The organism is Mameliella sp. CS4, assembly GCF_019392335.1.
Classification (GTDB): Bacteria; Pseudomonadota; Alphaproteobacteria; order Rhodobacterales; family Rhodobacteraceae; genus Antarctobacter.
Genome location: NZ_JAHXRQ010000022.1, coordinates 41,288 through 59,887, shown reverse-complemented (window position 1 = coordinate 59,887; position 18,600 = coordinate 41,288). Strand labels below are relative to the sequence as shown.

The 18,600-nt window shown below is 62.8% G+C and carries 21 protein-coding genes; 15 read left to right on the top strand and 6 right to left on the bottom strand.

Translation table 11 applies throughout. From position 1 onward, the window contains the following. Positions 1–3: 3 nt before the first annotated feature. The 3 genes from KZZ07_RS21190 to KZZ07_RS21180 are packed head-to-tail and all read right to left on the bottom strand — an operon-like array spanning position 4 to position 1,012. A complete protein-coding gene (locus tag KZZ07_RS21190; RefSeq protein ID WP_219516985.1) occupies positions 4–240 on the bottom strand; it encodes a hypothetical protein in 237 nt (78 codons plus the stop codon). Then, entirely contained in the window at positions 237–599 is a 363-nt protein-coding gene (locus KZZ07_RS21185; protein ID WP_219516983.1) for a hypothetical protein, read from the bottom strand. Before KZZ07_RS21185 ends, KZZ07_RS21190 begins: the two co-directional genes overlap by 4 nt. After that, on the bottom strand, positions 599–1,012 hold the full coding sequence (locus tag KZZ07_RS21180; protein ID WP_219516982.1) for a hypothetical protein: 414 nt from the start codon (positions 1,010–1,012) through the stop codon (positions 599–601). Before KZZ07_RS21180 ends, KZZ07_RS21185 begins: the two co-directional genes overlap by 1 nt. 336 nt (positions 1,013–1,348) lie before the next feature. On the opposite strand from KZZ07_RS21180, the gene KZZ07_RS21175 reads away from it, so the two are divergent. From KZZ07_RS21175 to pheT, 7 genes are all read left to right on the top strand, one after another. Then, entirely contained in the window at positions 1,349–2,074 is a 726-nt protein-coding gene (locus KZZ07_RS21175) for a gamma-glutamylcyclotransferase (RefSeq protein ID WP_219516981.1), read from the top strand. Positions 2,075–2,157: 83 nt separating this feature from the next. After that, on the top strand, positions 2,158–3,231 hold the full coding sequence (pheS, locus tag KZZ07_RS21170) for a phenylalanine--tRNA ligase subunit alpha (protein ID WP_219516980.1): 1,074 nt from the start codon (positions 2,158–2,160) through the stop codon (positions 3,229–3,231). Then, the gene (locus KZZ07_RS21165; protein WP_219516979.1) at positions 3,228–3,632 is read left to right on the top strand and encodes a hypothetical protein; all 405 of its coding nucleotides are present in this window, start codon (positions 3,228–3,230) and stop codon (positions 3,630–3,632) included. The genes pheS and KZZ07_RS21165 overlap by 4 nt, the downstream gene beginning before the upstream one ends. 287 nt (positions 3,633–3,919) lie before the next feature. After that, a complete protein-coding gene (locus tag KZZ07_RS21160) occupies positions 3,920–4,309 on the top strand; it encodes a hypothetical protein (protein ID WP_219516978.1) in 390 nt (129 codons plus the stop codon). Position 4,310: 1 nt separating this feature from the next. Beyond that, positions 4,311–4,592, top strand: a complete 282-nt coding sequence (locus KZZ07_RS21155) for a YrhK family protein (RefSeq protein WP_219516977.1) — start codon at positions 4,311–4,313, stop codon at positions 4,590–4,592. A 47-nt stretch (positions 4,593–4,639) separates the two neighbouring features. Then, the gene (locus KZZ07_RS21150; RefSeq protein WP_219516976.1) at positions 4,640–5,509 is read left to right on the top strand and encodes a nitrilase-related carbon-nitrogen hydrolase; all 870 of its coding nucleotides are present in this window, start codon (positions 4,640–4,642) and stop codon (positions 5,507–5,509) included. Between the two features lie 219 nt (positions 5,510–5,728). Further along, the gene (gene pheT / locus KZZ07_RS21145; RefSeq protein WP_219516975.1) at positions 5,729–8,134 is read left to right on the top strand and encodes a phenylalanine--tRNA ligase subunit beta; all 2,406 of its coding nucleotides are present in this window, start codon (positions 5,729–5,731) and stop codon (positions 8,132–8,134) included. Between the two features lie 42 nt (positions 8,135–8,176). Here the strand turns inward: pheT and KZZ07_RS21140 are convergent, their stop codons facing one another. From KZZ07_RS21140 to KZZ07_RS21130, 3 genes are all read right to left on the bottom strand, one after another. Then, complete coding sequence (locus tag KZZ07_RS21140; RefSeq protein ID WP_219516974.1) at positions 8,177–9,085, bottom strand: DMT family transporter; 909 nt, start codon at positions 9,083–9,085, stop codon at positions 8,177–8,179. Positions 9,086–9,198: 113 nt separating this feature from the next. Continuing rightward, complete coding sequence (locus tag KZZ07_RS21135; RefSeq protein WP_219516973.1) at positions 9,199–9,645, bottom strand: EF-hand domain-containing protein; 447 nt, start codon at positions 9,643–9,645, stop codon at positions 9,199–9,201. Positions 9,646–9,728: 83 nt separating this feature from the next. Further along, positions 9,729–10,070, bottom strand: coding sequence for a carboxymuconolactone decarboxylase family protein (locus tag KZZ07_RS21130; RefSeq protein WP_219516972.1), 342 nt, complete (start codon positions 10,068–10,070; stop codon positions 9,729–9,731). A 558-nt stretch (positions 10,071–10,628) separates the two neighbouring features. On the opposite strand from KZZ07_RS21130, the gene KZZ07_RS21125 reads away from it, so the two are divergent. The 8 genes from KZZ07_RS21125 to KZZ07_RS21090 all read left to right on the top strand — a co-directional run bounded on the left by KZZ07_RS21125 (position 10,629) and on the right by KZZ07_RS21090 (position 18,441). Next, on the top strand, positions 10,629–10,937 hold the full coding sequence (locus tag KZZ07_RS21125; RefSeq protein ID WP_219516971.1) for a 2TM domain-containing protein: 309 nt from the start codon (positions 10,629–10,631) through the stop codon (positions 10,935–10,937). After that, positions 10,937–12,187 (top strand): saccharopine dehydrogenase family protein, encoded by a 1,251-nt coding sequence (locus KZZ07_RS21120; RefSeq protein ID WP_219516970.1) that lies wholly within the window; start codon positions 10,937–10,939, stop codon positions 12,185–12,187. The genes KZZ07_RS21125 and KZZ07_RS21120 overlap by 1 nt, the downstream gene beginning before the upstream one ends. 203 nt (positions 12,188–12,390) lie before the next feature. Continuing rightward, the gene (locus tag KZZ07_RS21115) at positions 12,391–13,335 is read left to right on the top strand and encodes an N-acyl homoserine lactonase family protein (protein WP_219516969.1); all 945 of its coding nucleotides are present in this window, start codon (positions 12,391–12,393) and stop codon (positions 13,333–13,335) included. Further along, positions 13,313–14,866 carry a phytoene desaturase family protein gene (locus KZZ07_RS21110; protein ID WP_219516967.1) on the top strand — a complete coding sequence of 518 codons (1,554 nt, stop codon included), beginning with the start codon at positions 13,313–13,315 and terminating at the stop codon, positions 14,864–14,866. The genes KZZ07_RS21115 and KZZ07_RS21110 overlap by 23 nt, the downstream gene beginning before the upstream one ends. A 176-nt stretch (positions 14,867–15,042) precedes the next feature. Continuing rightward, the gene (locus KZZ07_RS21105; RefSeq protein WP_219516965.1) at positions 15,043–15,372 is read left to right on the top strand and encodes a DMT family transporter; all 330 of its coding nucleotides are present in this window, start codon (positions 15,043–15,045) and stop codon (positions 15,370–15,372) included. 4 nt (positions 15,373–15,376) lie between these two features. Further along, complete coding sequence (locus KZZ07_RS21100) at positions 15,377–15,820, top strand: hypothetical protein (protein ID WP_219516964.1); 444 nt, start codon at positions 15,377–15,379, stop codon at positions 15,818–15,820. Between the two features lie 175 nt (positions 15,821–15,995). Further along, positions 15,996–17,597: an amidase gene (locus KZZ07_RS21095; RefSeq protein WP_219516962.1), complete on the top strand. Its 1,602-nt coding sequence runs from the start codon at positions 15,996–15,998 to the stop codon at positions 17,595–17,597. A 211-nt stretch (positions 17,598–17,808) separates the two neighbouring features. After that, entirely contained in the window at positions 17,809–18,441 is a 633-nt protein-coding gene (locus KZZ07_RS21090; RefSeq protein ID WP_219516960.1) for a TetR/AcrR family transcriptional regulator, read from the top strand. Positions 18,442–18,600: the final 159 nt, after the last annotated feature.

Sequence of the window (18,600 nt, the reverse complement as noted above, 5' to 3'; positions counted from 1 at the left end):
TGATCAGCGATCCGCATTGTCCATCTCCGCCAGAAGTTCGTGGATGCAGGCGCCTCGCGCCATGAGCAACCCCCGCAGTTCTGCCATGACGCCCCAAGGCACCTCGTTCTGCCCAGAGATCCAACGCCGCACGGTGCGATCCGATGTTTTCAGATCCTCCGCCAGCGGCGTCTGCCAGCGGGCGCCGTAAAGCGCCTCGCCGGTTCGAGTGATGAATTCCAGTCGGTTTTCAGGGGTCATTCAATGCTCTCACTTGCAAAAGAGCTCATGGCGTCGATCTGTTCAAGCCAGCTTGTCAGCACGCGGGGAAAGTCGGCCAGCACCGCCCACTGCAAATGAGCCAGCCTGGCGCCGTGCAGGCCCGTGCGTACGACAAGGAATCCGTCTGCGCTCCTGACCTCCCGCGGCATCCCCCATCCCTCGAAGGTCTGAACCGGGTAGGGTTTTCCGCTATGCGGCAGGTAGATTGCCGCCGAATACCTCTCATGTCCGCGCGCCGGTATCTGGGCAATGGAAATTCGCCATTCGTGGAATGTGTCTGCCTCGATGGTGTGGAGCGCGCGAGCGCCCCACGGGTTGTGCATCAGGACGATCCGCATCACACGCCCGCCGTGAGCATGTCGATGAATTTGGAGGCGCGGGCTCTTGTCAGCCTGTCGATGCAGGCGGAGCCGTCGCTGGATGCACCAATCGTCATGGCCGCGCCGGGATCACGCTCGATCAGTGCGTTGAGATAGCTGATCTGACGCGGCGTTGCTGGCTGATCCTCAACGACTTCGGCGGCATCGGCAACTGCGCTATTGCAGGCGGCAACGAGGCGCTCAAATTTGGTATGGTCCGCGTTCGATGCGTAGATTTCGAATTCGGTTGCGGAAATCTGCTCGACCCTGCGCCCGGAGAACATCCCGCTGGGGTTCCGGCCTTTGATCGACGTAGGGGTGACGCCTGTCTTCTCGGCAATCGCCTTGGCGGCTTCTGCGTTCTTAGCGGTGTAGGTTTCAGTGTGTGCCATCGGGTCTCTCCTCTGATGCGGCGGGCCTCATGCCCTTCCGTCTATGTCCTAGATTTAGGACATAACGTTGGCGGCGTCAACAGGTTTTTTTGCGAGATTCAAATGTTGATGCGATTCCCGGCAGCGGGGTTGTGCCCAATCTCCAAACATTTCCGTTTCGTTCGTGGTCTGTCCCGCGCTTCTCCAAACGCTAAGGCTCTGTTTTTGCTTGGCGTGGTGCCGAATTGTCTATCCGGGTGTTGCGGGTTCGAATCCCGTCGCGATCGCCACCGCCGCCTTTGCTTTTCCGGCACGCCGATGCATGTTGGGCCAAAGCATTCCGGGGGCGCACCAAATATGACCACCAACGACCCTTTCCGATACCACCCCGGTCTGCGCCCTCTCATCAAGCCGCGCGAAGACAGCTTTTTCGCGGATTTCCATATCGACAAGGCCATCGAGATCGGGCGGCAAAACGGGCGCTCCACGGACTGGATCCTGTCCGAGGCCGAGATCGAGGCAGACCGGGCGCAAGCGCTGGCGGGACGGATGGACCGCGATCTTTGGGTCTTTGGCTATGGTTCGCTGATGTGGGACCCCGGGGTGCGATTTGCAGAGGTGCGGCGCGGCTTTGCACCGGGGGTCGAACGGCGCTTTATCCTGTTCGACACCAACGGCGCTCGCGGGACGCAGGATCAGCCGGGCCTGATGGCGGCGCTGGACACCGGGCAGGGATGCCACGGGTTGATCTTTCGGATCGCCGCCGAAGATGTGCTGGCAGAAACCCGCAGCCTCTGGCACCGCGAGCGGCTCGGCCCAGCTTACCTGCCACGCTTCATTTCCGTCGAAACCGATCATGGAACCGAAGACGCGCTGGCCTTTCTCGCCAACCACGCGGCGGACAACATCCGGGGCGATCTGACCCATGAGGAACAGGTGCGCCTGATCGCGACCGGCGAGGGGTTTCTGGGCACCAGCCGCGAATACCTTGAAAACCTCGCCGCGCATTTTGAAGAGATGAAGATCGAGGATGCCGAGGTGACCCGGCTCGTGACCGATGTTCGGGCCTTCGCCTCGGGGTAAGCGCCGCCGACAAGGCTCAAAGCAAGGTTGCAAACCGGCCATCGCGGGGCTAACCCGGCGCGGGCAAGCCTGAGGGACGTGACATGCAAGACCTGCGCGAGAAATACATCGACCTGATTGCCAACGCGGGCGACGAGGCCGCGCTTGAAGAACTGCGCGTGGCCGCAGTTGGCAAAAAGGGCGAGATCAGCCTCAAGATGCGCGAACTGGGCAAGATGAGCCCCGAGGAACGGCAGGTCGCCGGCCCCGCGCTGAATGCGCTCAAGGATGAGATCAACGCGGCCCTGGCCGCCAAGAAGGCCGCGCTGGCCGATGTCGCGCTTGAGGAGCGGCTGAAGACCGAATGGCTGGACGTGACCCTGCCGGGCCGCCCGATGCGCCGTGGCACCATCCACCCGGTCAGCCAGGTCATGGACGAGATCACGGCGATCTTTGCCGATCTGGGTTTTTCCGTCGCCGAAGGTCCTCAGATCGACAGCGACTGGTACAATTTCGACGCGCTGAACATCCCGTCGCACCACCCGGCACGGGCCGAGATGGACACGTTCTACATGGCCCGCGCCGAGGGCGACGACCGCCCGCCGCATGTGCTGCGCACCCATACCTCTCCGGTGCAGATCCGGCACATGGAAAAGCACGGCGCGCCCTGCCGGATCATCGCGCCGGGCCGCGTCTATCGCGCCGATTACGACCAGACCCACACGCCGATGTTCCACCAGGTCGAGGGGCTGGCGATTGACCGCGAGATCTCGATGGCGAACCTGAAATGGCTGCTGGAAGAGTTCTTTGCCGCCTTCTTCGAGGTGGACGGCATCCGCACGCGCTTTCGCGCATCGCATTTCCCCTTCACCGAGCCCTCGGCAGAGGTCGACATCCAGTGTTCCTGGGTGGACGGGCAGCTGAAGATCGGTGAGGGCGACGACTGGCTGGAGGTGCTGGGCTCTGGCATGGTGCATCCCAAGGTTCTGCAAGCCGCGGGCGTGGACCCGGACCAATGGCAGGGCTTTGCTTTCGGCATGGGGATCGACCGGATCGCGATGCTGAAATACGGCATCCCCGACCTGCGCGCCTTCTTCGACTCGGACCTGCGCTGGCTGCGACACTACGGGTTTGCGGCACTGGACGTTCCGACGACGGCGGCTGGTTTGAGTCGGTGAAACTGGACCACGCCCTTTTGAAGGACCTTGTTTTCGCCATTGAGGATGCAGATGAGGGGCGCGGAGTGACTTACTATGATCCTGAGCCTTCCAAGTTCGGTGAGCGCTTTGAGCAGGAAGCAAAAAACGGTCCTTTCCTAGACAGTGCAACTCGGTTTCACCTGCGTGAGATGGAAAATCGGGGATGGATAAGACTAACAGAAACCCACGGGTTTTCGATTGCCGAAATCAAACCGCTTGGGCATGAGGCAGCGGATTTCTTTCGGGCCAATGTTTGGTGGAAGAAAGCCGCCAGATACACTTTTCATTGGACTGACCGCCTTCTGCAATCTGTCTTGGTTCCCATAGTGGTGTCAGTCTTGACTGTTCTGGTTCTTCAATACTTCGGCTTGAGTAAATAGTTGACATAATTGGGGCTGGCGCGGAACAAGTCCGAAGGCCGCGGCGCAATCATGCCTTAGGCATGTCTCCGACTTGACGGGCCGCCTCCACGGCCCGGCGATTGTGTGACGACAGCGCGCAGCTTTGATCTCCTTCGGACGTGGCAGCCATAAATCGCGGGATTCCACCGTCAGGATCGCTGAGGCGCGGCCCGTCGATGGCGCGGCTCCGCCCCCCATTTCCCCCTGTCCAGAAACGGCGGTCCATGCCACTCTCCGATCAATCATCTAAACCCCGGAGATCCGCCATGTTCCGCGCCCTCACCCTTGCCGCCCTCCTCGCCACCCCTGCCTTCGCCGATGAGGTCTGGGACAGCGCGCAAGGCCCCGTCGTCTACGAAGAGGACACCGGCGGCGCGGCCGTCCTGTCCTTTACGCATCCGAACGGCGACCCGGCCATGCTGGTCATTCCGGGGCTGGCAGGGAATTACCAGAACCGGGCGGTCCATCAGGCTTTTTGGGTCGGGCAGGGGCCGGGCACCTGTTTCGCCTCCATGAGCATCGGCTCCCAGCCTAGCCACCACTGGGGGCAGGCGCTCATCAGTTTCGACGAACCAGCCTTTCCGACCTCCTTCACCCTCTCGCTGGGTGAGTGTTTCGGCCCGATGACGAGGTCTTTCCGGGCTCTCGCACGCTGACATGACGCTCTTTTCCCACGAAAACCGCCAGCGCAGCGCCGACTCGCGCCGCGTCTACGCGGCCTTCGAGATCGCCCATACCACCGTCGATTTCATCGCCGCCTTCTGTTTCCTGATTGGCTCGATCCTCTTTTTCTGGCCAAGCTGGGAGACACAGGCGATCTGGCTGTTCGTCGTCGGATCGGTCTTTTTCGCACTGAAACCGACCCTGCGGCTGATCCGGGAGTTGCGGCTGGCGGCAATGGGCGACTCCGAGGACCTAGCGGAACGCTATCGCGATTGACGCGTGCTGACCGAGCGAGGCAGTCGGGACAAAAGGAGAGGCATGTGATGTCTGCAACGCTCATCGTCGGCGCCGCGCAGTTCGGCAGCCAGATAGGCGACCTTGATGCGAATTTCGAGGAACACCATCGCTGGGTGGCGCAGGCCCGGGGGCTGGACCTGCTGGTTTTCCCCGAACTCAGTCTTGTCGGCCACTATGGCGCCGAAAACCTGCTGGACGTGACGATGAAACGGGGCGACCCGCGCCTGATCGAGTTGAGCCGCGCGGCGGGCGACACGATCCTGATCGTGGGATTTGTCGAGGAAGGCCCGGCAGCGCAATTCTACAACGCGGCGGGGGTCTACAAGAACGGCAAGCTGATCTACATCCACCGCAAGATCAACCTGCCGTCCTACGGCAAGCTGATCGAAACGAAATACTATGCCCAGGGGCGGTTCGTGGACACGCAAGAGATCACGCGCGATTGGCGGCTGGGCCTGCTGATCTGCGCCGACCTCTGGAACCCGGCGCTGGTCCACCTTGCCTTTCTGCATGGCGCAACGCTGCTGGTCTCGCCAATTTCCAGCGGGGTCGAGGCGGTAGGAGAGGCTTTCGACAACCCGGCGGGCTGGACCGCGACAATGCATTTCTACTCGATGATGTACGGCGCCCCCTCGATCATGGTGAACCGGACTGGGCCAGAAGAAGATCTGACTTTCTGGGGCGGATCGCGCATCCTCGATCCGTTCGGTCATCCTCTGGCCATCGCCGGCAAGGACCCGGAACTGATCACAGCCGAGCTGGACTATGCGCAGGTGCGCCACGCCCGCGCCCTTCTGCCCACCGTGCGCGACAGCAACATCAGCCTGGTCGAGCGTGAGATGAACCGCCTGAACGACCGCCTCGGCGTGCCGGACATCATTCGCGACGCCGAGTGAGCCGCGCCGGGCCATCCTGGCCGGCCCCGCTGCGCGCGCGCCCATGTTTCTTTGGGCTGAAAATACCTCCGGGGGTGAAGGCCGCAGGCCGAGGGGGCAGAGCCCCCTTTCGCCCGACACATCAACCGGCAAGTCGTCCGGGCAACGCGCCCCTCTTTCCTCCCCCCACCCGATCCGCTAAGGACGGCGCGACGTGACGCATATGCGGGGCATGAAGCGATGAAATTCACCCTCTCCTGGCTCAAGGAACACCTCGACACCGAAGCTTCGGTCGACGAGATCACCGAAGCGCTGACCGATCTCGGGCTCGAGGTCGAGGAGGTCGTCGATCCGGCGAAATCGCTCTCTGCCTTTACGCTCGCCAAGGTGCAGGAGGCCGAACAGCATCCCGACGCCGATCGCTTGCGCGTCTGCAAGGTCGAAACCGACGAAGGCGTGAAACAGATCGTCTGCGGCGCGCCCAACGCGCGCGCCGGGATCACGGTGGTGCTGGCCAAGCCGGGCGATTACGTGCCCGGCATCGACGTGACGCTGTCGGTGGGCAATATCCGGGGCGTCGAGAGCCACGGCATGATGGCCTCGGAGCGTGAGCTGGAACTCAGCGACGAACATACCGGCATCATCGAGCTGCCCTCGGGCGAGGTGGGCCAGAAGTTCACCGACTGGCTGGCGCAGAACGACCCGGCCAAGGTCGATCCGGTGATCGAGATTGCCATCACCCCCAACCGGCAGGACGCGCTGGGCGTTCACGGCATCGCGCGCGACTTGGCGGCGCGGGGTCTTGGCACGCTGAAACCGCTGAAGGTCGAAAAGGTTAAGGGCCAGTTCCCCTGTCCGATCAACGTCACCATCGACGCGGACACGCAAGGCGAGGGCGGCTGCCTTGTCTTCGCAGGGCGCCTGATCCGGGGCGTCAAGAACGGGCCGTCGCCGGCCTGGCTGCAGGACCGTCTGCGCGCCATCGGGCTGCGTCCGCGCTCTATTCTCGTGGACATCACCAACTTCTTCACCTTCGACCGCAACCGCCCGCTGCACGTCTTTGACGCGGACAAGGTCAAGGGCGACACCCTGCGCATCCACCGCGCGAAACAGGGTGACACGCTCGTGGGGCTGGATGAAAAGACCTATAGCTTCTCGGATGGGCAGGTGGTGATTTCCGACGCCGAGAGCATCGAGTCCATCGGTGGTATCATGGGCGGCCTGGAAACCGGCTGTACGGAAGAGACCGTGAATGTCTTCCTCGAAGCGGCTGTCTGGGACCGCATCCAGATCGCCCACACCGGTCGCGCGCTCAAGATCAACTCGGACGCACGCTATCGCAACGAACGCGGCATCGACCCGGAGTACGACCTGCAGGCCATGGAGGATGCGGCGCAGATGATCCTCGATCTCTGCGGTGGCGAAGCCTCCGAGGTTGTCGTGGCGGGCGAGGTGCCGGACACTGCGCGCGCCTACAAGCTGAACACCGATCGCGTCATCTCCCTGGTCGGCATGGAAATCCCGGCCGAGGAACAGCGCCGCACGCTGGAGGCGCTGGGGTTCGTCATGGACGGCGACATGGCGCATGTGCCGTCCTGGCGCCCCGACGTTCTGGGCGAGGCGGATCTTGTCGAGGAGGTGGCGCGCGTCGCCTCGCTGACCAAGCTGGAAGGCAAGCCGCTGCCGCGTCTCACCGATGGCGTGACCCGTCCCGTCCTGTCGCCCATGCAGGTGCGCGAACGCAGTGCGCGGCGGACCGCGGCGGCCCTGGGCTATAATGAATGTGTGACCTATTCCTTCATCGACCAGGCGGCTGCGGCGCTGTTCGGTGGCGGGGATGACGCGCATATGCTGGCCAACCCGATCAGCTCCGAGATGAGCCACATGCGGCCCGCGCTGATGCCGGGCCTCTTGCAGGCGGCGGCGCGCAACCAGGCGCGCGGCTTCATGGACCAGGCGCTGTTCGAGGTCGGTCATGCCTTCCACGGCGGCGAGCCGGGCGAACAGCATGTGCAGGTCACGGGCCTGCTGGTGGGGCGCACCGGGCCCAAGGACGTGCATGGCGCGTCGCGGCCCGTGGACCTTTACGATGCCAAGGCCGATGCCGAGGCGGTGCTGGCCGCGATGGGCGCGCCCGCCAAGATGCAGATCCTGCGCGGGGCGCGGGAATGGTGGCATCCGGGGCGGCACGGCAAGTTCTGCCTTGGCCCCAAGAAGGTGCTGGGCGTCTTCGGAGAGCTGCACCCCAAGGTGCTGGCCGCAATGGACATCAAGGGGCCTGTCGTGGGCTTTACGCTCTGGCCGCAAGAGGTTCCGATGCCGCGCAAGAGCGGCGCGACCCGGCCCGCGCTGGTGCTCAATGACCTGCAGGCGGTCGAGCGCGACTTTGCCTTTGTCGTGGATGCCAATGTCGAGGCGCTGACGCTGGTCAACGCGGCACAGGGCGCGGACAAGGCGCTGATCGACGAGGTGCGCGTCTTTGACGAGTTCATCGGCGGCAGCCTGGGTGAGGGCAAGAAATCCCTCGCCATCACCGTGCGCCTTCAGCCCACGGACAAGACGCTGAAGGAAAAGGACATCGAGGCGGTTGCCGCCAAGATCGTCGAAAAGGTGACCAAGGCCACAGGCGGCACTCTGCGCGGCTGAGGCGCCTGTGCCCGGAGTTGACCTGTGCGGGTGACGCGCGGGTCAGCTTGTCTTCCGGCCAGTGCGGCGCAGGCGCCGTTCGCGGTAGAAGATCATCAGGCCCGCGAAGACGATCAACAGCGCGCCGGGCAGCAGGTCGTCGATGGGGGCCTCTCCGAAGAACAGCCAGCCCAGCCCAAAGGCGATGGGAATCCCGAGATAGCTGAAGGGCGCCAGGTTGCTGGGTTCCGTCATCCGGTAAGCGACAACGAGGCACAGCACCGCCGTGCCGCCGAACAGCCCCATCAACACGATAAGACCCAGATCCTGCAGGCTGGCCACCGGGGTGAATCCGCCGATCGACAAGGCCAGTGTCAGCGATCCCAGCACCGCGATGGTAGAGGAATGCAGGTTGAAGAGGGGGGTCGGCACCTCCGGGTCGATCAGGCGCGCGGACACGCCGGAAAATCCGTACAGGGCCGCCGCCCCGAAGGGCAGGAGCATGTGCCACGAGAAACCGGCCGTGCCTGGCTGCATGATCATCAGCACGCCGACAAAGCCTATACCGACCGCAAACCACCGGATCAGGCCGACACGTTCTCCCAGCAGCGGGACGGACAGGGCGGTGGTGAAAAGCGCGGTTGAATAGGAAATCGTCGTGGTGGTGGCAAAGGCCATCAGGCCCAGTGACAGGTAGAACAGATACTGCGCAAAGGTGACGGCCACGCCCCGCGCCATCGCAAGCCGCCATTGGCGGATACCCAGCCGGCGACCGCCTTTACGCCAGGCGCTGTTCATCCACAGGATGATCGCGCTGGGCAGCAGGCCAAAGATATTGCGGTAGGCCGACAGTTCCGCCGCACCGTAGTGCGGCGACAACCGCTTGATGAGAAGGCCCATCAGGTCGAACAGGACGATGGCCAGGATGCTGACGAGAACGGCAAGCGGCACTTTGTCCGGTCTGGCTGTCATGACGTCTCTCTCGTGATGATCCCTGTCAGCCAAGGATCACGTTTGAGAGCCATAGTCGACCTCCTTGCCCCCGCACGCACTATCGGGTGTGGCGGGGGCAAGGCCGGGACACGTCAGTTCTTGCCCGCGCCCATGCCGCGGCCAAAATCGGCAGTGGTCACGACGCCGTCCTCGTTGCTGTCCAACCAGGCGATCCAGTCGGCGGCACCGCCGGTGAATTCCGCCAGGCTGACCTTGCCGTCGCCATCACTATCGTTGCGTTCCAGCAGCATGCCATCAGCGGCACGTTTCATGGCACCGCGACCTTGGCCGCCTTGGGCGGCCATGTCCGCCGCGCGCGCCTCGTCGAACAGGACGTATTCCTGGGCGTCGAGAAATCCGTCCTCATTGGCGTCAAAGGCGGCAAAGACATTGCCACGGCGCTCGGCAGCCTCTTCGGCGGTGACCTTGCCATCGCCGTCGAGATCCCAGTTCTCGATGAAATGGACGCCGGGTTGCCCCTGCTGGGCAAAAACGGGCGCGGCGGCAAGGGCGAGTGCAAGGGCGAGGTATCTGGTCATTGGATCCATCCGTTGTCTGAAATTCACATTCATGTAACGACACTGGAATGTGTCTCCGTCGCGACAGGCTGCCGCAGCCCGGCTCAGGCGCCGGCGAGCACCTCGTCGAAGGCGGCCAGTGCCTTGGAGGCATACATCAGCCCCGGCCCGCCCGACATCTGGATGGCGGTGCCCAGGGCCTCGACCATTTCCTCGCGCGTGACCCCGGCGCGGCAGCAGGCGCCGACATGGCTGGTGATGCAGTCCTCGCAGCGCAGCGCCACGGCAATGCCAAGCGCGATCAGTTCCTTTTCTTTATGGCTCAGCACACCGTCGGCACTGGCGGCCTTCTCCATTGCCATGAAACCGGCGAAGGTGTCGGGGATGGCCTTGCGCAGGTTGCGCAGGTTGTTGCGGGTCTCGGCGAATTTTTCGGTAAAGGACATGTCCTGCTCCTGTGATGCAAATCACCGACCCAAGATCATGCCGCGCTGCGGCGGTCCTTGATCCGGATCATGTGACGCCAAACGCAAAAGGCCCCGCCAACCGCCAGCCCTTTGCATTTTGTGGTGCATATGATTGCGAACCGTTGCGGCAGCGCAGAAAATGTCCGCAAAGAGCCCGGAGCCGTCATCGCTCCACGGTGCAGCAATTCCCATTCGGGCGGAAATCCGTCTTGCGCTTTGCGAACTCGGACATCGGTTGCTTTGTTCCGACAATAAGACCGTTGCACAACACCCGGGCCGTCAGTCCGGCCCGATTGGTCGGACCTCGCCGGAAAACCCAGACCAGATCATTCTGGCATTTCGACCGCTGAGGGAAACACTGCTTGCGGTGGCGAAGTCTGACACAGGCGGACATCGCATGCGCCGACGAAGATAAGCGCTGCACCCCTTTTTTGGAGTTCATCCGTCGTCAGGGCGCAATTGATCCACGTCATTGTGTGAGGCGGGTTTGATCTGTTTTCACGTAATTTGGAATTAGATGCCCTGGGGGCTGGGTCGATGTCTCATACCGATAAATACGCAAACGCCCGACGGCGTGCCGAGGCCAAGTACGGGTTCTTCGTTCACGCAGCCGTCTATGCCGCAGTGATGGTGTTGCTGGTGATCGTCAATCTGGTGACCTCACAGGGCGACATCTGGTTCATCTGGCCGTTGATTGGCTGGGGGTTTGCAGTGGCGCTGCACGGACTGCGGGTCTTTGTACTGGCTGACAGAAACGACATCCTTGATGAGTTGACGGAGCGCGAGCTTCGCAAGTCAGGCATGGGCAAACCGAAAGAAGGCGTGCCTCGGACGCAGCCGAAGTAGTGCCTGGGCGAGAGTTCGATATCGTTCTATGGGGCGCGACCGGGGCCACGGGGCGCCGCGCCGCGCGCCATCTTGCCCGACGTTGTGCGGAGTGTGGGCTCGGGCTGGCCATAGGCGGCCGGAACGAGGCCAAACTGCAAGCCCTGCGGCAGGACCTGCCTGATGCGGGTAGCCCTATTGCCCTGTTGGTTGGCGACAGCCATGACAACGCGTTCATGGAGGTCATGAGCGCCCGGACGCAGGTTGTCGCGTCCACCGCGGGCCCCTTCGCGCTCTACGGAAGCGAACTGGTGGCGGCTTGTGCCAGGAACGGGACGCACTACTGCGATCTGTCGGCGGAACCCCAATGGATGCGCGCCATGATCGACGTCCATGAAGATGAAGCCCGAGAGAGCGGGGCGCGCATCGTCAATTCCTGCGGACATGACTCGATCCCCTCCGATCTCGGCGTGCAGTTCCTGCAGGAGGCTGCGCTCGCCCGCTACGGTCAGCCGTGCCGGCGCGTCGCGACTCGCGTGACGCGGATGAAGGGCGGCTTCAGCGGCGGAACGGCCGCGAGTTTCCTCAATGCGATGCGGCTGCGTGAAACCGATCCAGATTTCAGCCGGTTGTCTATTGATCCGTATGCGCTGTGCCCCGAGGGAATGCGGGACGGTCCCGACGGTCCCGACCGCATGATGCCGATCGAGGTGACCTGGGATGCCGATCTGAAGGCCTGGACGAAACCCTATTTCATGGGTCCGATGAATGCCAAGGTCGTGCGGCGCACCAATGCGATCACGGGTTACCCCTATGGACGGGACTTCCGCTATCAGGAGACCGGCCTGACCAGTGGCGGGGTCGGGGGCTGGTGGGCTGCGATGCGCGATACCCTCCTCGGTCGGCTGTTTCTCATGGCCATGTCGATCCCGGCGACAAGGCGGATACTCGAACGGCGGGTTCTGCCAAAATCCGGCGAGGGTCCGAGCCGTGAGGTGCGCGAGTCCGGTTCATACGAAATCATGCAAGTCGGCGAGATGCCCGACGGAACCATCTTGAAGGCGCGGATCACCGGGCAGGGCGACCCCGGGGTGCGCTCGACCACACTCATGCTGACTGAGGCCGCCCTCTGTTTGCGGCAGGACGAGGGAAGGATCACGGTCGGAGGAGGGTTTTGGACGCCTGCATCCGCGATGGGGCCGCTCTTGCGGGCCCGGATCGTGCAGCACGCGGGACTGTCATTCGACCTGTTTGAAGACGGAGGCGTCTGATGGCGCCGCCGCCGCGCGATGAGGCCGAGCTGAAGGAAAATCCGGCCAGCACGGATCGCGCCACGCGACGTTTCAGTCGTCCTTGACCCACGTCAAGGAGAAGAACACTCCGGAAGTTAGCCTGAGGGGGAGATCTAGCGATTCAAGCGAGCAGTACCACAACTCGGGGAAATTGATCGGGTTCTTTTTGAAGGACGAGCCATTTGGTTGAAAAGGAAATTTCAGCGGCCAATCCGCGTCTGCGAGAGAACCTCCCGATTGGGTCGGTTCGGGTTCTGACTTGCGGGCATGCGGAGCAGCACAAGGAGCACCGATACGGCAGCAGGAAACCTCAGCTCTGGTGGGTTCTATTCGGGAGAAGCTGGGCGACGCTGCCTCTGCAGTGCTTCCTGATCGAGCACCGCGACGGGTTCGTGCTTTTCGATACCGGGATTGACCCGGCTATCGTTTCTGACAGCCGCTATATCAGACAGGCAATCGGGCGCTTCTTGCTGCCACGCATCTTCAAGCTGCACGTGAACGAAGACGATCGCATCGACCATGTCTTGGAGAAGGCAGGCATCGTCGCCGGTGACATTCGGACCGCGGTGATCTCGCACCTGCATTTTGACCATGTTGGCGGCATCGCGCAGGTTCCGCAGGCCGAACTGATCGTGAGTGCGCGCGAATGGGCAATCCTGTCGGAACCTCATCCGGAGCAAGAGTGGATTCTGCGGGAGCATATCGAAATTCCGTCGGCGAAGTGGCGTCAGATCACCTTCGAGCCGAACGACGACCCGCTTTTCGCAGGGTTCGATGGCATTTACGATGTTGCGGGGGATGGGTCCATGATCCTGTTGCCTACGCCGGGGCATACGGCGGGCTCGCTGTCGATGCTGATCCGCCGGGAAGGATGGGACCCGATCCTTCTTGTCGCTGATCTAACATACGAGGCGGATCTGCTCGAAAAGGAGATCGTACCCGGAACGGGTGACAGCAAAATCCTTTTGGCTTCATTCGCCAATGTGCGTCGCCTAAAGCAGCGGCTTCCGGGACTGGCCATCATCGCATCGCACGACTTCGCTGCTAGTGCGGAGATTTCGCGTGCCACAGGCAGCGCGACGCATTTCGGAGAGGACCAGCACAATGACGGACACTACCAAGACTGACTGGGATGCCATCGTCATCGGCTCGGGCATGGGCGGGATGGCGGCGGCGGCGGCCCTTTCGAAGGTTGGTCACAAGGTGCTTCTGCTGGAGCAGTACCAGAAGCTGGGCGGGCTGAGCCACAGCTTCACCATCGAGGGTTTCAGCTGGGACGCTGGGATCCACTATCTCAATCATGTCGCGCCGGAAGATCGCGAGCGGCGCATTCTGGACTGGCTGTCGGATACACCGATCGAATTCGCCTCGATGGGCGCGATCTTTGACACTCTCCATATCGGCGATGTTCCGCCGCTGTCCATGTCTCGCCCCTACGAGGCGCAGGCACGCGACTTGAAGGACAGATTCCCCGAGGAGGCGGAGGCCATCGACGCATGGATCGCCGCGCTGAAGGAGGGCCGGGATGCTGCGCTCAAGGTCACCTCGACCCGCGCGATGCCCGGCTTCGTCGGCACGGCGCTGAAGTGGTGGCACAGCCACGACATCGAACGCTGGTGTACGCGGACGACACAGGAGGTGATCGACGAGATCACCGACAATCCCGTCCTCGCGGCGGCCTTTGCCGCGCAGTGGTTCGATCATGGCGGCAGGCCCAGCAAGGCCAGCTTCGCCATGCATGCCCTTATCACCGGGGGCTACCTGCAAAGCGGCGCCTGGTATCCCAAGGGCGGGGGCGCGGCCTTTGCCGAGCACATCCTGCCGACGATCACGAAGGCGGGGGGTGACGCGCGGGCCGACACCAAGGTCGCGACACTCCTGATCGAGGACGACCGGGTCGTGGGCGTGCGGACGGCCGAGGGGGAAGAGATCCGCGCGGATGCGGTGATCTCGGACATCGGGGCGCGCGAGACGGTAAACACGTTGCTTCCCGACGGTTGCGGACATCAGGACTGGATCGACGAGATCAATGCCCTGCCGCACTCGGTCGCCCATTTCAGCCTGTTCGTGGGCTACGAGGGCGATATCGAACGTGCCGGGGCAACGCGGTCGAACCACTGGATTTACCCGGGCGGCAAGGTCGATGTCGTCTGGACGGATGCGCCGGACAGTCCGCCGCCCGGCCTCTTCGTTTCCTTCGCCTCGTTGAAGGACCCCGCCCATGACCCCGGACCCTCGCAGAAATACGCCGGCGAAATCGTCGCCTGGGTCGACTGGTCGGCGGTGGAGACATGGGCGGGCCAGGAGCCGGGCGCGCGGGGTGAGGATTACGAGGTCTTCAAGGCCAAGATCGCGGAAGCGATGTTCGCGCAGTTCGAGGCCTATTTTCCGGACCTCGCCAAGCTCGTTGTCTTCCGTAATCTCTCGACGCCGCTTACGACGCGCGCCATCACGGGGCATCACAAGGGCGCCTTCTACGGGATCGACACGACGCCAGAGCGTCTCATGAGCGAGGCCCTGCAAACGCGGACGCCCATGCCGGGGCTGTTCCTTGCAGGTCAGGACGTGCTGAGCCCCGGTATCCCCGGTGCGCTCTGGGGCGGTGTTCTGGCAGCAGCATCCGTCGATCCGATGTTGTTTCGGCAAATGCCAAGCTAGACGGCGACTGACGATGCGGACTGTCCAACCACCCATGCCCAACGCTTAAACCGCGACAAGACTTGGGCGCAGGTGGGGTTGGGCAGCCTTGCCCCCAGAAGTCTTCGGCTCTTCAGAACCGAGCGCGAGACCGAGCAGCCAGGACTGACAACGATCGAAAGCAAAGGAAAACGAGCATGCACTGGGTTCTCCTTGCCTTGGGGGGTGGCATTGAAATCCTTGCCAGCGCGTCACTCAATTTGTCGGACGGATTCACAAAGATCGGCTACGCAGGCCTGACACTGGTCTGCTTCGGCGTCGCCTTCTTCATCATGTCGCAGGTCGTGCGGACGATGCCGCTCGGGGTGGCCTATTCCGTCTGGGCCGGGGGCGGCATCGCGGGTGTGACGATCATGGGCGCGGTCTTCTTCGGCCAGTCGCTGGATGGCTATGCCTATCTTGGTATCGGCCTGATCCTGGCCGGGACGGTTGTCCTGAACGGCCTGTCCAGTGCGGCAAGCGGCTAGAGCGATGACCATGGCGATGCCGCGCTTGTTCTGGGTGGTTTTCGCGGCCATGCTTGTGCCGTGGCTGATCATGAACCTTCGGACGGCGCCGAGGATCGAGGAACTGGCCGGAGGCGCGCGTGTTCTGGAAATGCGGCTAACGGGCTATTCCTTCGATGATGCGCGAGGCTTTGTTGCGGCGATCGGGGACGAGGGTGCGAGGTTCTATCTCGATGTGCAGCTGTGGCTCGACATGGCCTTTCCCCCACTTCTGGGTGCGGTTCTTTTCCTCGGTTACCGCTGGCTGTTCCCCGGCCTTCCGGGCCGCATCATTGGCACCGTGTCGCTCGGATCCATCGTGGTAGACTACCTGGAAAATGTAGCGGTTGCCGCGATGTTGCGCGCGGGCGCCGATGGCATGACACCCCAGATGGCGGCGACTGCGAACTTCTGGACGACGACCAAATAGGGCTTGGCGTTCGTCGGTGCAGTGACGTTGCTTGTCGGGATCGCCCTGCGACTGCGCCGCCGATGACTGTCGCGCCCGCAAACCGTCCGGGGTCATCGCGGTTTTCCGCACGGTATTGCGTTGGAGTTTGGTTTTTAGGGTTCGCGACACACCCACGAATTGAGGAGTTCCCGGAATGGCACAGAAGGATACCCGCCCCCCGAAGGATACGATCCATCTCGGCGCCTCGGAACTGGCCGCCGCTATCAAGGCCGGCGATCTCTCCGCCAAAGAGGTCGTCGATGCCCAGATCCGTCACATCGAGACCGTCAATCCCGCCCTCAACGCGGTTGTCATTCCGTTGTTCGACGAGGCCCGCGCGCAAGCCAAGCTGGCCGACGAGGCGCGTGCGAGGGGCAAGCCCCTTGGCGCGCTGCACGGCGTGCCCATAACCATCAAGGAGCAATACAAGGTCAGGGGCACTCAAGTCACGCTCGGCGCGACCAACAAGATCGGCAACGTCTACGAAGACGAGGGGCCGTTGGTCACAAGGCTCCGCGCCGAGGGTGCGATCATCGTCGGCAAGACCAACATCGCGCAGACCCTTCTGGGCTATGAGAGCGACAACCGGGTCTACGGTCGCAGCAACAATCCTTGGGACCTTGCACGCTCGCCCGGGGGCAGCAGCGGCGGCGACGCGGCGATCATCGCGGCCGGTGGCGTTCCGCTCGCCTTGGCGAGCGACCTGGGCGGCAGCGTTCGAATCCCGCCGCTTTTCTGCGGCGTTCACGGCTTCAAGCCGACGATGGGACGATTCACGAACGACGATTTCCCGAACGAACTTCTCGGATATGGGCAGGAAGCCATCCTGCCGCAGCCCGGCCCGATTGCCCGAACCGTTGCCGATCTCGTGCTGGCGATGAAGGTCTTCGCCAAGACCTCGGAGAACGCCACGATCGACAACGTCCCTCCGGTCCCGTGGACCGACCCGTCGACGATCTCGATCAAGGGCATGCGCATTGGCTATTACACAGACAACGGACTCTTCAGTGCGTCCCCCGCACTGCGGCGCGCGGTCGAAGAGGCCGCCGAAGCCCTGCGCAAGCTCGGGGCCGAAACCGTGCCCGTTGCCGCGCCGGACTCTTTTGAGGCAATGCGGATCTTCCTTGGCGTGATGTCCGCTGGCGGCGTTGGGCGGATGAAATCCCTGCTCGGATCGGAAAAGCCGATCCCGCAAGTGGCCGATGCGGTTAAGGGTATGGGAACGCCGCGCGCGGTCCTCGCCGTGCTTTCCCGGATCATGGCCGCGCGGGGACAGCACCACAATTCGCGTGTGATTGGGAGCATGGGTGCCCTGAAGACCGCCGACTATTGGCGTCTCGTCGAGGCACGCACGGATTACAGGGAACGCTTTCAAAGTGAGCTGGATGCCGCTGGGCTGGATGTCTTGCTGTGCCCACCCTGCGCCGTTCCTGCGATGACACACGGTGCTAGCGAGCACCTGTTCCCGGCAATAAGCTACGCCTTCACCTACAACGTCCTCGGCGCACCCGCGGGCGTGGTCTCGACCACCAGGGTCCGACCGGGCGAGGAGAGCGACCGCAAGTTGGCCAAGGACATCGCGGACATCACGGCGCAACAGGTCGAACGGGGAAGCGTGGGACTTCCGGTCGGGGTGCAGGTTGTCGCGCGGCACTGGCACGACCATATGGCGCTCGCCGTGATGGCGGCATTGGAAGCGCAATTCCGCACGACCGAGGGATATCCGTTCCAGCGAGATGTGCCGGTCAACAGTTGAGAAAGAGCCAGTTCTGGCGCTTCGTCAAGGCGCAAAGACGGCCTCGAAGACGCCGCGTCGGATATGTCGGCGAAAAACACAAGCCGTTCATCGGCAGCCGCTGCAGAAGCGGTCAAACGGTTCGCGCATAGTGACTTGCGCCCATGAAACTCGCTTTTCTCCTTTGCCGACCGACGGTCAGTCAGTATAAGGATCGAAGAGGAGAATCGCCTTGGCCCGGACCGTCAAAGCCCCTGAGGAAAGACGCGAAGAGATCGTGGAGACGGCAGATCGGCTGTTCCGGCAGCACGGATATGCGAACTGTTCAGTCGAGATGATAATCCGCGAGATCGGGGTCGCGAAGGGAACCTACTACTACTACTTCAAGTCCAAGCAGGACATCCTCGAAGCCATAGTCGAACGAACGCTAGGCCGGATCGTCAACATGGCCAAAGGCGTGGCGGACGACCCGTCGCTGTCCGCGATGCAGAAGATGCAGGCCCTTCTGGAAAACAGTCAGATCGGCGACGGTGACAGTCTTGAGGTTGCCGAGATGCTGCACCTTCCCGAGAACCGCGAACTCCACGAACTCACGAATGTTCAGACAGTGCTCCAACTCTCTCCGATTCTCGCGCAGATCGTGGAGCAGGGCATCGCAGAGGGCGTGTTCGACGTCGATCGGCCGCTTGAAACCATCCAGTTTCTCTTTACCGGAGCACAGTTCCTGACGGACGGAGGCCTGTTCGGATTTTCGCCCGCCGAAGTCCGATCCAGGCGTCTGGTGACGCAGACAATTATAGAAAAGACACTCGGCGCTGAACCGGGGAGTTTCGGCTTCATGAACCCCGTGCGGGGCGTGGAGTAGAAGCATGAGCAGGACGCCGCAGATCCGATTGCCGTTGCGCGGTCGGACACCGCAGGTCGGAGGCCACCGGGCCCCGACAACCTTGTCCAAATCTTTTCCGAGGGCCAATCTCATGCCGCACACCGCGACATCCACCCGCTCCGCTGACGTCCCTTCCTT